Below are 14526 nucleotides of genomic sequence, written 5' to 3' on the forward strand. Positions count from 1 at the left end.
AATTTATATGAGAAACACATCCATACTGTCAATAACTATTATGGCATACTTAACAAGCTGTCAAATGCAAAACAAAGCTGCATCAACTCCGCCGATAAAAGACAGTATTCTTCCCACAGGAAAGGTATATGATATGAATATAGAGGAAATAAAAAAACAGATGCATTTGCAATCCCGTATAGAAGCATCAGAGGATAATAGCTACCCCATCTACAATTACACAATACACGATGTAGAGATAGCCTTACCTATTATCGCTGAGGGATTAAAAGAAAAAGGGTTCATTCAACTGGAACAACCTGTATTTGAGGAGAAGATAAAAACAATATTCGGAAATATATTTCACGGAAATAATCATAAAGTAAAACTGAGAACGAAGTTCAATACCATTTTCGTTGATTCAACATCCACAAATGAGGATGAGTTTGACTATACAATAGAGAATGTTTTCGTTTCCAAAGAATATAAGTTTATTACCTGTGTACCCTTAATTGGAGATTTTGTTGAATTCACGGATAGCAATCATTATAAAATAGAAATCAATCCTCCTTTAATCGCGCGCAACAAATACCTCTTCAACAACAGCCAATCAGATCTCGCTTACCTTCTCGCTGAAGATACACTCTTCCTCAAAACGCTGGTCAAATCATTTGGCTATACCAAAGAAGAAAAAATAAACACGCTGGCAATGAACGACTACCTGGATCTTGATAACAATCATATGCCAACAGTAGGAGAGATCATCTTTGTAAAAAACACAGAAGGCGTATTAGAAATAAAGCAGGAACTACTACAATGGGTTTCGGATCATACCCACGCAAATGATAACACATTGCTTCTGGCGCTGGCGCAATACGCCTATTCTTTATACAACAACAGCAGCAACAACATCTTCACCAATAATCCCTTCGAAATATTTTGGCTGGAGGAAAAAAGAAAAATTGCGGCTTATATCGCCAATATCTATGAACCGCTTCATCACAGGCTTGCTCCTCAAAATCCCGGGATGTGGCCGGTTTCAACGGTGCTGGAAAATATACTTAACGAGGATAAGGGTCTGGCTGATTTTCTCAAACAGCATCGCTATTTTTCATTGCCTGCGTTAAAACAGGAACTGGAACCGGCCGATTAAATACATTACTTCCTAACTACTACGCCGGGGAATTATCCCCGGCGTAGCTATCATTTAAGGTTCTTTCTTTTCTATCTTCTGTTTCTGATACTCTTCAAACGATTGTTTTATATAAAGTAACAGATCATAATCGGAAGCTGAATTTAAAAACTGGTATCCCGGTCTGTATTTATACATAAACGAATCCAGTTCCGGACTCTGTAGCTTAGTCATTCTTCCCACCAGCTCCGGAGAGTAGCGATAATCAATGAATTTTTCTTTCTCCCAGTAAAGCAGCTGTTCATGAAACTGTTCTTTTCTTTTACGCACTTTACTCGGCACTAGATAACTTAAAGCCGTAATAGGGTTTGCCGGTAAGGTTTTAAGTACATCCATAGCACCCGGCTTACGGTAGTCAAAGTAGCGCCCATACTCATCCCGCAGCGCCATAGAGTCGTTGCGGTAGTTCTTACCACGTATATTTACACCCTGCAGTTCAAACAACCGCTTCTGCATATACACGTCCTGGGAAGATGACATTCCCGGAACAAGCATCATTTTCGGCGTATAGCTCAACATGGAAAATTCAAGGGTATCCCCCGGCATGGCTTCAATATAAAAACGGCCACTTTCATTACTTAATGTGCCCGTCATGGTCCTCTTGTTAACAATAGAAACAAAAGGTAATCCCGTTTTGGAATCCTGATCCGCCACCATACCGGACAAACGCACCTGTGCGAAGGTTCCTTGCATGCCAATGAAAAAGAAAAAAAACAGTGCTCCGATATATGCTGTAATACGAATCATGAATATACTAATCCTTCAAATTTAATGTTCCACCCGCAAATGAAAAGTTAAAAAACAGGGGAAATGTAAGTGCTCAACGGCAAAATTATTAATTATCAACATTATAAATATCCCCCTAATCACTTATTTTTACGGTTATCAGTCATTTATCTTGTAAAAGTCATGCCACAGAAAATCATCTTTGCTACCCAACATTATCAGTATCTAAAAGACCGGATCCTGGCAATTACAGGCTCCACCTGGGAAAATGGGGAATTAGACATACGTGATTTTCCCGATGGGGAACATTATCACCGCATTTTGAGTAATGTCAGCAACAAAGAAGTGATTTTGCTCGGCGGCACCATCGACGATAAAGAAACACTGGAATTATATGATCTGGCCAGTGGCTGTATCCAACTCGGAGCTTACTCCCTGACTATCATCATCCCTTTCTTCGGATATTCTACGATGGAACGCGCCGTGAAATATGGCGAAATTGTAAAGGCTAAAACACGCGCTGTACTGTTTTCATCTTTACCTAATACCTCCCGTGGCAACAGGATCGTGATGATTGACCTGCATGTGGATGGCATTACCTGGTATTTTGAAAACGATGTTCGCCCGGTACACTTATATGCCAAGGAATTTGTTATGAATACTGCGATGGAACTCGCAGCCGGAAAGCCTTTTGTACTGGCCAGCACAGATGCCGGCAGGGCTAAGTGGGTAGAATCCCTCGCCAACGACCTGCATGTACCGGCGGCTTTCGCCTTCAAACGCCGCCTCTCCGGCGATGAAACCGCCATTACCGCTATCAGTGCCGACGTAAAGGATAAAACAGTGATCATCTATGATGATATGATCCGCACCGGTGGATCACTTATCCACGCTGCACAATCTTATCGTGATGCGGGTGCCGGAAATATCTTTGTTATCACCACCCATGGCATCTTTGCGGGAAATGGTTTCGAAAAAATCAAACAATCCGGACTCATTAAAAAGGTAGTCTGCACCGATACCCACCCCAATGCCATCACCATCAACGACGATATGTTGCTCGTAAAATCAGTCGATCAGCTGATCGTCAATTATTTCCAGTCGCAACACTCCTGATCTTCCTGTTGGCAGGCTATTTGTCACCCAGACACTTGTGAACCATGTAGCGGTAATTCCTGCAAATCGAAATGGCATAACGGGCCATCTGCAAATCTGATAAATAATTATGCTTGATTTTCGTATAATCGAATACGGTAGTTGTGACTACCACACTATGACAGACCTTCGTAACGAGGTGCTTAGAAAGCCGCTGGGGCTCACATTTTCAGCCGAACAATTACAGAAAGAAATCAATGATATCTTCATTGCTGGCTTTACACAAAAGGATGATCGTGAAATACTCGCCGGTTGTTGTATTCTCACTCCTGTCAGTGAAAACACGGTACAGTTAAGGCAAATGGCGGTATCACCCCGCTTACAGGGAAAAGGTATCGGCAGAGAAATTGTAATATTCGCAGAACAATACGCACGTAGCAACGGCTTTGATGAATTAACCATGCACGCCCGGAAAGAAGCCACTGGATTCTATCAGAAACTGGGATATAAAATCTGTGGAGAAGAATTTACAGAGGTGGGCATTCCGCACTACGAAATGAGGAAAAACCTGAATTAATTATTTTTTTGCTTCTGCAACCCATTGTAGAAGGCGTTTTGATTGTATTGTTATATTGATGGATAACCAATATAACAATAGACAGCATAGGAATCCTGTCAAAAAATTTTGTAACCAAATCTTTCATAATACGATGAGAAGCCATGTACTAGCCTGGTCGGGGCTGTGCTATGCCTTTTTCTGCTATACCTCCAGCAGCGCATACGCAAAACCCGAAGGGTATCTCACAGCAAAACAGCTGCAAGCTGATACCACTGTTCCGGTAGTGATTAAACCCGCTGCTGCTGATACCAGTGTTAAACCTAAACAGGATACCACGGTCCCTGTAGTTATCAAGCCAGCCACCGATTCCACTGTTAAACCCAAACAGGATACTTCCAAACCGGTAACTGATACTACCAAAACCGCTGTAGCTAAACCGAAAGAGGATACCGCACTCATCCTTCCTCCGGATTCTGCTACTGCAAAAAGTGAAGTAGGAAAATTCCAGCTTACAGGATCAGTGAAAGATGATAAAGGAACTCCTATCCCCGGCGCCATCATCCGGAACAAAACATCTAAACTAAATGCACAGGCAGACCCAACTGGTGAATACACCATCAAAGCAGCCATACGTGATACCATACTCGTCACAGCTCCTACCTTCGGTGAACAATCTATCCCGGTAGAAAAAAGAGGTGAACTCAATGTTACACTGGTTCCCTCCAGTGCTACTAAAAAAGTATTGGGAGAAGTAGTTGTTACAGCGCTCGGCATTAAAAAGAATCCCCGCTCTGTAGGCTACGCTATACAGGAAGTAAGCGGCAATGCTGTACAGGAAGCAAAAGAAGTAAACTTTGTAAACGCCCTCACAGGAAAAGTTCCCGGTGTACAAATCAGCTCAAACACAGGATCCATGGGCGGCGCCAGCAAAATCACCATCCGTGGTGTAAAATCAATCCTGGGTGATAACAATGCCTTCTTTGTACTGGATGGTGTACCCATGATAAACAACGTAACAAACGATCCCGGTCAGCAAAACGGCGGTGGTGGTTACGACTACGGTAGCCCCATGCAGGATATCAACCCGGAAGACATCGAAAATATTTCCGTCCTGAAAGGTGCAGCTGCAACGGCCCTCTACGGAAGCCGCGGTGCTAACGGCGTTCTTCAGATAACTACCAAAAAACGTCCGGACACAGAAAGAGGAATCGGCGTTACTTATAGTCTTAATGCTCAGATAGACCAGGTAGCTGTACTGCCCAATTACCAGAACACATACGGTGGCGGTAGTGCAGGAAAATTTGATACCCTGTATTACAACCAGCATCCGGAAGGCTTCCTGAATGAACAGGCAGCTACTTACGATGATAACAATGGCAAAGGACGCTATGACCTCATGCCGCAATACGCAGTGGATGAGTCATGGGGGCCAAAACTGAACGGCCAGATCGTTCGCCCTTACTGGTCATGGGATAAAGAAAAAAACAATCCATACTTCGGTCAAACCGATACCTGGTCACCACATCCAAATAACGTAAAAGACTTTTATAAAACAGGTTTTACACTCACCAACAATATTTCAATGGCAGGCAGCGACGATAAAGGAAGCTTCCGCTTGTCATATGGAAACATGGATCAAACCTTTGTACTCCCCAATGCCACCAACAAAAGAAATAATCTCTCTTTCAACGGTAGCTATGAATTAACAAAGGGAGTAAGGGCTGTAGCTTCCATGAACTACACCTCCTTAAAAGTAAAAGGCCGTCCGGGTACCGGCTTTACCGGCCCCAATCCTACATTGCAGTTTACTATGTATGGCCAGCGTCAGCTGGATATAGAAAAGGAGAAAAGGTATAAATACGATGATGGCTCCCAAATTACCTGGAACCGCCGGGCATGGGACAATCCAAATATCTCCTCCAGCAACGGACCATACTGGAACCGTTATATGGATTATGAAACAGATAGCCGCAACAGGCTCTTTGGATCTGCAGGACTGGATATAGACGCCACAAAATGGCTCTCCTTCTCCGGCCGCGTATTTATGGATGATTATAGCACACTCGAAGAAGAAAGAACAGCAAAAGATTATGCGATAGGCGGATATATCAAACGCGTGAGAAGCAACCGCGAAATGAACTACCAGTTAACAGCAGATATCAAAAAAGATTTCGGCACAGATTTCCAGCTGAATGCAACAGTGGGTGGAAACGTGATGCATCGTAAATGGACCGTTACCGGTGGAAGCACCGTAGGCGGATTGATTACTAAAGATGTGTACAACCTGCTCAACTCCGCACAACCGGCACAGGCCATAGATCAGTACTACGAAAAACAGATCAACTCCGTTTTTGCTACTGCCAACCTGGGCTACAAGAACCTGTTGTTCCTCGACCTCACTGGTCGCAGCGACTGGTCCTCTACACTGGTAAAAGGTAATAACCAATATTTCTATCCATCAGCTTCCCTTTCTTTTGTTTTTTCAGACCTGCTGAAAGAATGGAAATGGTTGTCATTTGGTAAATTAAGAGGTAGCCTCGCCGCAGTAGGTAACGATGCAGATCCATACCGGATCTATAACACATACGACTTCATTCCTCCTTTTGGCAGCGACCCGGTTATTCAGTTCTCTCCAACATTATACAATGAAGACCTGAAGCCGGAACGTACTACGGAAGTGGAAACAGGCTTGGAACTAAAATTCCTGGACAATCGTATTGGTGTTGATTTCACCTACTACAGACGCGTTACCAAGGATCAGATCATTACGCTGGCATTGCCCACAGCAACCGGCTTTACCGGCGCCTACGTAAACGGCGGTAGTGTGGAAAATAAAGGTATTGAAATAGGTCTGAACCTGAACCCCATCCGTCTGAAAAATGGCTTCCGCTGGGATATCAGTGCCAACATTGCCCGCAACCGGAACAAGGTACTGAACCTGGATATTGCACAGTATAACACCTCGCTGGACTTCCTGACTATCGGCACCGACCGCCGTACGCAGAAGGTATCCGTAGTAGGTCAGGTAGGAGAACCACTGGGAACCATTCGTGGTACCGACTATACTTATCTTAACGGCCAGAAAGTTGTAGACGCACTTGGACGTTATGTACCCAGCACAATCAAACCTATCGGTAACGCCTATCCCGACTATGTAGGCGGTGTTACCAATACCTTCTCTTATAAAGGTATTTATCTGTCGGCACTGGTTGACTTCCAACACGGTGGCGATTTCTTCTCCTACACTAACCTGTACGGAAATAAATCCGGTCTGCTGGAAACTACCGTAGAAAATGGCATTCGTGAAAATGGTATCATCGTTCCTGGTGTTACTGCGGATGGTCATACCAATACAACAAAAATCAGCGCACAAGACCATTTCAACTACAACGGTGGAAATGTAATCAGTAAAGCTAACCTGTATGATGCCAGCTACATCTACCTGAGAGAAGCCAAAATTGGTTATAACCTGCCGGAATCATGGTATAAGAAGATAGGAGCCCAGGCCGCCCGCCTGTCTCTCTATGGCCGTAATCTGTGGCTGATCAAATCCAACGCGCCGAATGTAGATCCATCCAATATCCTCAATTCCGCTTCCAATGTGCAGGGAATTGAAGGTGGTGCGCTGCCATCACTCCGGTCTTATGGATTAAACCTGAATGTATCATTCTAAATTTTGTGAAGATGACTAAAAAGATTTTTAAATATAGCAGCATCCTGTTCTTGTTGGCTTCACTGGCAGTTACCAGCTGTAAAAAGTTGGATGATATGAACACTGATCCGACCAGACCAACTACCGCTTCACCGGCAAACCTGCTTACAGGCGCCCAGAAAAGCACGATGGACATGCTTTACAGCGGATTACAAAACGGCTTCATCGCTATGAACTATGCGCAGTTCTGGACTGGAAACTCCAGAACAAATGATAGCCAGTTCAATTTGGATGAAGGTAATAATGCCGCTTTCTGGAATACATTATATCGTATCTCGTTGCATAATCTCGACGACCTGGTTAAGCAAAACACTGCTAACCCGGGACTGCCTGGTGCAACTAACCAGAGTGCCATCGCCAAAATTACCAGCGCCTGGATCTACCAGATTCTGGCAGATACCTATGGAAACATTCCATACACAAAAACCTTCCAGGGTAGTAGTAATATTACTCCCCAATACGATGATGCCCAAACCATTTATAACTCCCTGCTCGATACCCTGCAGGCACAAATAAATGTGCTGGATACAGCACAGGTAAGCTTTGATACCGGGGATATTATCTATAAGGGAGATGTGGGAAAATGGAAAAAACTGGCAAATTCACTGATGCTCAGATTGGCCATTCGTATGGTAGATGCCAACCCGCAAAAAGCCAAACAAATCATTGAAGCGCATTACAAGGATGCCATTAGCGACAACGGGGAAAATGCAGAGTTCGAATATCTCAGTACGGCACCCAATAAGTTTCCATATAATGAGTCTGAGCGCGCTATCATCGATTTCTCCGTAAGCGCTACCCTGGTAGACTACATGAAAAGTGTAAATGATCCACGTCTCAGCATCTATGCCCGCCCATCCACTATTAGTGATACTATTTTAGGTATGCCTTATGGCTCATCCGCTTCAAATCCGGACAGGCTTCCTATAGACAACTACTCGTTTCCCGGCACACAGATCTATAGCGCAACAATGCCGGGTATCCTCATGGGCTATGCCGAAGTGGAGTTTATCCTCGCTGAAGCCGCGGCCAGGGGGATGAGTGTGGGCGACGATGCTGCTACACATTACGCAAAAGGCATCACCGCTTCCATTAACTACTGGCGCACGCTTACCAACAATGCAGATATTACCGACGCCACCATTCAGGCATATATAGCAAAAGTACCTTACGTGGCAGCCGACTGGAGAAATGTGATTGGTACACAAAAATGGCTGGCACTTTATCCGCAAGGCTTCCAGGCATGGTTTGAAAGAACCAGGTTGCATTTCAGCAAACCCGGCGGACAACCATTATTCATTGCTCCGGTATCAGGTTCTCTGGACCCAAGCGTAACAATGGTGCCTTACCGGTTAACTTATCTGCAATCCGAACAAACACAGAATAAAGCCAGCTATGAAAAAGCAGCTTCCGACATCGGTGGCGACAAGAAAGGCACCAAACTGTGGTATAACAAATTCTGATACAACAATCAACTATAGCTAAACAACAATCTACCGGCGCCTGCATCTGCAGGCGCTTTCTTTTTTTATCCCTATTTATTTATCTTTAGCCCCACCTATATTCAGCGATTATGAGGAAAGTACTGTTAACAATAGCCCTGATGGCTATTGCCCGTTTTGTATCAGCACAGGATGTGACACATGCATACCAGAATTGGTATACCTATTTCGGCACCATGAAAATTAACAGCAAATGGGCGGTTCCGTTTGATGTGCAGTTACGTATCAGGGATGGTATCAGTAACAAAGGTCAACTGCTCATGCGCGGCGGTCTGCAATATTCTATTAACAAACAGGATCATATTTTACTGGGATACGCCTACGTACCAACCTATAATGCTACCAGCAATACATGGCTGCCCGAACAACGCATCTTTGAACAATATATCCATAAAGCAAAAAAACTGGATATGACGCATCGCGTCCGGCTGGAGCAACGCTGGGTATCACAACCTTCTGCGCCAGGGGATCCACACGCTATCGGCAACTGGAAATACGGCAACCGCGCCCGCTATTTCAATCGCACACAACTGCCTGTCCGTCATAAAAAAGCAGCCACGCCATTCTATGTGGCCTTACAGGACGAAATCTTTTTGAATCTCTGGGGAAATGATATCAGCAACCTGCTGTTCGATCAGAACCGCTTCCTGGTGGCCTTTGGATATCAGTTCAATGCCAACCTCAAAGCAGATATAGGCTACATGAACCAGCTGATCCAGGTTACCTCAGGCGCTAAAACCATGAACCACATCCTGCATTTCAGCGTATTTCAGAACATCAACCTGTAACGCTGCAAACCATTACTGGTAATTACTAAATTTCGATTTGAGTATTCCCGCGAAATTGCGGTAGGCTTCCTCTGTCTGGAAAGCACTGGTAGGAATGAGAAAGAAGGTTTTCTTATCACGATAGAGGAAGAAGAATTTTTCAGTTTCCACTACCCGGGAAAAATTACTCCAGCTGATATTCCGCGGATGGTCACTCCCGCGGGTGGTAATCAATAACCCCTCGTCAGAATACTTCAGATGTATACTGTCTTTAAAAGTAGCTGCCTTATTGTAAATGGAAACGGGTAACAGGTACCAGAATACCCAGCCAAGCACCAATATCATGATAACAATACCAGTGAGTGCACCAGTGGTAACAACGCTGAAAAAATAACCCGTTAAAGTAGCAAGTAATAAGATGATAAGGGTATTGCGGAAGACTTTAATCTCGCCTCTTCGCATAAAATGATAGCGCAATGCATGCAACACATCCCCTTTATCGTAGTTAAACTCTAAATGCATTATCGCCTGGCAAAACTATTTTATCTGTTAACTGAAATCGACATAGGATTATCCATTTCATCACGCACAGTAACAGGTGCTTCCTTCTTCCGGCCGCGTTTTACATTAGACAGATCGTCCTCGCTGAATCCGGGGAAGTTCTTCTTGATGAACAGAAAATATTGTTGCAAGGTTTTTGGATCTACCTTGAAAGGGAAAGCCAGCTCCTTACCACTTCCTTTGAGGAAGTCGTTTGTATTTAACTTGGTTTCGTTTTGTAAGTACCACTTGTATAAATCCACAATAGCTTTCTCCAACTCTGCTTCATCCACTTTCTCTGTTGTCTCTACCCGCGGAAACATTAACACAAACTCTTCTACCCTTACAGGTTTTGCATTATTTGTGTTTTTGGCGTTATTACGGTTATCGTTGTTGTCTCCGTTTTTATCACCATTATTATCTCCGTTCTTGAAACCAGTGCTGGCATTTGCTGATGCGGCTGCGGCCAAAACTACCAACAGCATTAACAACAGCTTTTTCATAAGGTGTCAAATTTTCGAGTCTAAAAATACAATTATATTTTGAGATTTCTAGTAGATTCCAAAATATGCGTAAAAACCCCTAAAAAAACAAAAGCAATGGGCGAACCATTGCTTTCGAGAGTCATTTACAGTGCATGATGAATCATGCGGTGTAGGAATATTTGGTTTTTCATAGGACAGTAACCATAATAAAAATTAATACAATAACAAATATAATAAAATTATATCGTGAGTCAGGCGAAAGATTAAATATTAGAAATAATAAAATATTTCGAGATGTTTTTTAAAAAGACGCAATAAAATCAATCTTTTTAGAAAAAAATCAAATAGAAAAATACGTGATAAAGAATAAGGACTTAAATATCGTCCGGAGAAGAGAAGAAAAATCGGGCGTTTTTTGAAAAAAGTAAGGGCGCCTAGAAAAGCGCCCTCAATTTGTTACTATCCTATGAAAACCCTATTTGAATACAAAGGTAAGGGCATGTTATTTTTCTTTGAAATTTTAGAGGCTAAATAACATATCATTAACAAGAAGTTGCAACATCAATCAGCTGCAACCCATGCTGGTACCGCAATTCAAACATTTATAGCAAGTTCCCGAACGTACCGTGATATGCCCGCAGGTATTACACGCAGGCGCATCACTTTGCATACTTTTCAGGTAATCCTGTGTACCGCTTTCCTGCTGAAACGCAGTAGCCGCCTGCTTTTTGGGAACACGCGGCGCAGCCTGCCCGCTATTACTTACCCGCCCCGGCAACGGAGCCTCCACGTCCTCATCCGCATCCCCTTCACCCGTATTACCAGGTGCGTCAAGCACATGCACCAGGTCCGTACGCCCCAGATACTCGTATCCCAATACCCGGAAAATATAATCAATCAGTGAGGTGGCCGATTTAATATTCGGATGATCTACCATCCCGGCCGGCTCAAACCGCGTAAATACAAACTTATCTACAAACTCCTCCAGCGGAACCCCATATTGCAAACCCACAGAAACTGCAATGGCAAAACAGTTCATCAAACTCCGTAAAGTAGAGCCCTCTTTCGCCAGATCAATAAATATCTCTCCCAACGTACCATCATTATATTCTCCGGTACGCACAAAAATCACCTGGCCCCCCACATTCGCCTTTTGCGTGAATCCTCCCCGTTTGGATGGCAAACTTTGCCGCTCTACAATCCTCGACAACTGACGCTTCAATGTTGTGTCCCTGCTGGCCAGCATGCGCTTGTTCACTTCTTCCAGCAACTCATCTATCGTCAGCTGCTGCAGATCCTGCCCGGTTGCAGGCTCGGTTACAGCCTCCGCCTTTTTCTTTTTATCGCTCTTGTTACTCAAAGGCTGACTTAACTTACTGCCATCCCTGTACAAAGCACAGGCTTTCAACCCAAGCTCCCAGCTCAGCTTGTAGGCGTCCGCAATTTCATCCACAGTCGCCTCGTTCGGCAGATTAATGGTTTTGGAAATAGCCCCGGAAATAAAAGGCTGCACCGCCGCCATCATCCTGATATGGCCATGCGCATGTATGTATCTCTCTCCATGCTTGCCGCACTTATTGGCGCAATCAAACACCGGCAAATGAGCCTCCTTCAGGTAAGGCGCGCCCTCCACAGTCATTGTTCCGCACACATAATCATTCGCCGCCTCTATCTGCTCATCCGTAAATCCCAAAGCATGCAACAGGCTGAACTCAAGACTGTAATATTCCTCCGCCTTAAATCCTAACCGCTGCAAACATTCTTCGCCCAATGTGTAAACATTAAATACAAATGATATATCAAAAGAAGAAGAAACAGCAGTATCCAGCTTCTTCAGCTCTTCTCCCATAAACCCCTTCTCACTCAGCGACTGATGATTAATATAAGGCGCCCCGGCAAAATTGCCGGTACCCTTTGCGTAATCCACAATCGCCTTTATTTCATGGGAAGAATATCCCAGGTTTTGCAACGCCGTAGGGATAGACTGGTTAATAATCTTAAAATAACCGCCACCAGAAAGCTTTTTGAATTTCACCAATGCAAAATCAGGCTCCACACCAGTCGTGTCACAATCCATCACCAGGCCGATAGTACCGGTAGGTGCAATCACCGTTGCCTGCGCATTGCGGTAACCATATTGCTCTCCCAGCTTCACCGCCTCATCCCAGGCCTTAGTGGCCGACTTTAATAAATAATCCGCGCAATACCGCGCGTCAATGCCTTTGGGTCTTATTTCCAGTCCATCATATGCGTCAGATGCATCATATGCCGCCGCCCGGTGATTCCGCATCACCCGCAACATATCCTCCCGGTTTTCCTCATACCGTGGAAAGGCGCCCAGGTGTGCAGCCATCTCCGCAGATGTTTTGTAGGCAATCCCCGTCATGATAGCAGATATTGCCCCCGATATGCCACGCGCCTCCTCACTGTCGTACGCAATACCACTCACCATCAGCATGGAACCCAGGTTAGCATACCCCAGCCCCAACGTGCGATACTCGTAACTGAGCTGCGCCACCTCTTTAGATGGAAACTGCGCCATCAGTACGGAAATTTCCAGCACTACTGTCCATAATCTCACGGTATACTCAAAGCCCGGCACGTCAAACAGGTTCTTTTCATCATTGAAAAACTGCCTGAGGTTCACAGAAGCCAGGTTACAGGCTGTATTATCAAGAAACATATACTCCGAACACGGATTGGAGGCGTTAATACGCCCGCCCTGCGGACACGTATGCCACTCATTGATAGTAGTATCATATTGAGTACCGGGATCTGCACAGCGCCAGGCGGCATAGGTAATCTGGTCCCAGAGATCCTTTGCCTTTACCGTTTTCACGGTTTTACCGGTACTCCTGGCCTTCAGCTCCCATTCGCCATCTGCTTCCAGTACCCGGAAAAAAGAATTCGGCACCCGCACCGAGTTATTGGAATTCTGACCGGATACTGTTTTATATGCATCTCCCTCATAATCAGAAGAATACCCGGCGGCAATCAGCGCTGCCACCTTCTTTTCTTCCTCAACTTTCCAGTTCACAAATTCCATGATCTCCGGGTGATCAAGATCCAGGCACACCATTTTTGCCGCCCTCCTGGTGGTACCACCCGACTTAATAGCTCCCGCTGCCCGGTCACCGATCTTCAGAAAGCTCATTAATCCACTGGAAGTTCCGCCACCACTAAGCTTTTCCCCATCTCCCCGGATATGCGAAAAATTAGTACCAACGCCGGAACCATATTTAAAGATACGCGCTTCCCGCATCCATAAATCCATTATTCCGCCTTCATTCACCAGGTCATCATTTACACTTAATATAAAACAGGCATGAGGCTGAGGCCGCTCATAAGCAGAGGTAGACTTTTCCAGGGTACCCGTATGCTGCTCCACATAATAATGCCCCTGCGGCTTACCTTTAATACCATAGCTCTCAAATAAACCGGTATTGAACCACTGCGGGGAGTTAGGCACACACGACTGGTTGAGCATGCTGTAGGTCAGTTCCTCATAAAATACCCGGGCATCTTCTGCAGAAGCGAAATAGCCGTATTTTTCTCCCCAGGCACGCCAGCAGTTGGCCATACGATGTACCACCTGTTTCACAGAAGTTTCCCTCCCTGAAGTTCCATCAGCCTGTGGCACCCCGGCTTTGCGGAAATATTTCTGCGCCAGGATGTCGGTAGCAATTTGCGACCAGGCTGCCGGTACTTCCACGTTGTTCATTTCGAATACTACGTCGCCACCAGGATTACGGATCACAGAGGAGCGGAGCTCATACGTAAACTGATCGTAAGGACTCACACCTTCTTTCGTAAAATGGCGGGAAAACGCAAGCCCATTCTTACTATTGACTGGATTTTTCATGCCCGTAAATTTTTCTTAGATGATATAAATGAGTTAGTATAGCGGAGTACTCTAAAATTAATTTTAAAATGCCTGGAGCGACTCATTTATTTTGCACAGATTGTGGA

At 44.7% G+C, this 14526-nt stretch carries 10 protein-coding genes; 6 read left to right on the forward strand and 4 right to left on the reverse strand.

Going from position 1 to position 14526, the window contains the following annotated elements:
• Positions 1-64 precede the first annotated feature (64 nt).
• Positions 65-1132: a hypothetical protein gene (locus V7S65_RS19820; RefSeq protein ID WP_336387829.1), complete on the forward strand. Its 1068-nt coding sequence runs from the start codon at positions 65-67 to the stop codon at positions 1130-1132.
• Positions 1133-1186: 54 nt separating this feature from the next.
• On the opposite strand, the gene V7S65_RS19825 is transcribed toward V7S65_RS19820, so the two are convergent.
• Complete coding sequence (locus tag V7S65_RS19825) at positions 1187-1864, reverse strand: carboxypeptidase-like regulatory domain-containing protein (protein WP_336387828.1); 678 nt, start codon at positions 1862-1864, stop codon at positions 1187-1189.
• A gap of 216 nt (positions 1865-2080) precedes the next feature.
• Here V7S65_RS19825 and prs point away from each other — a divergent pair, with 216 nt between their 5' ends.
• The 5 genes from prs (at position 2081) to V7S65_RS19850 (ending at position 9553) form a co-directional block, all read left to right on the forward strand.
• Positions 2081-3013, forward strand: coding sequence for a ribose-phosphate diphosphokinase (gene prs, locus V7S65_RS19830; RefSeq protein WP_111577016.1), 933 nt, complete (start codon positions 2081-2083; stop codon positions 3011-3013).
• 157 nt (positions 3014-3170) lie between these two features.
• Positions 3171-3569 carry a GNAT family N-acetyltransferase gene (locus tag V7S65_RS19835; RefSeq protein WP_227024427.1) on the forward strand — a complete coding sequence of 133 codons (399 nt, stop codon included), beginning with the start codon at positions 3171-3173 and terminating at the stop codon, positions 3567-3569.
• Between the two features lie 133 nt (positions 3570-3702).
• Positions 3703-7224, forward strand: a complete 3522-nt coding sequence (locus V7S65_RS19840) for a SusC/RagA family TonB-linked outer membrane protein (RefSeq protein ID WP_336387827.1) — start codon at positions 3703-3705, stop codon at positions 7222-7224.
• A gap of 11 nt (positions 7225-7235) precedes the next feature.
• A complete protein-coding gene (locus V7S65_RS19845) occupies positions 7236-8726 on the forward strand; it encodes a SusD/RagB family nutrient-binding outer membrane lipoprotein (RefSeq protein ID WP_336387826.1) in 1491 nt (496 codons plus the stop codon).
• Between the two features lie 110 nt (positions 8727-8836).
• The gene (locus tag V7S65_RS19850; protein ID WP_336387825.1) at positions 8837-9553 is read left to right on the forward strand and encodes a DUF2490 domain-containing protein; all 717 of its coding nucleotides are present in this window, start codon (positions 8837-8839) and stop codon (positions 9551-9553) included.
• A 12-nt stretch (positions 9554-9565) separates the two neighbouring features.
• Here the strand turns inward: V7S65_RS19850 and V7S65_RS19855 are convergent, their stop codons facing one another.
• From V7S65_RS19855 to V7S65_RS19865, 3 genes are all read right to left on the reverse strand, one after another.
• Positions 9566-10054 (reverse strand): YcxB family protein, encoded by a 489-nt coding sequence (locus tag V7S65_RS19855; protein WP_079469795.1) that lies wholly within the window; start codon positions 10052-10054, stop codon positions 9566-9568.
• A 20-nt stretch (positions 10055-10074) separates the two neighbouring features.
• Complete coding sequence (locus V7S65_RS19860; RefSeq protein ID WP_079469796.1) at positions 10075-10575, reverse strand: hypothetical protein; 501 nt, start codon at positions 10573-10575, stop codon at positions 10075-10077.
• Between the two features lie 547 nt (positions 10576-11122).
• A complete protein-coding gene (locus tag V7S65_RS19865) occupies positions 11123-14419 on the reverse strand; it encodes a vitamin B12-dependent ribonucleotide reductase (RefSeq protein ID WP_336387824.1) in 3297 nt (1098 codons plus the stop codon).
• Positions 14420-14526: the final 107 nt, after the last annotated feature.

It is taken from the genome of Chitinophaga sp. CCNWYY40 (genome assembly GCF_037483205.1).
Classification (GTDB): domain Bacteria; phylum Bacteroidota; class Bacteroidia; order Chitinophagales; family Chitinophagaceae; genus Chitinophaga; species Chitinophaga ginsengisegetis.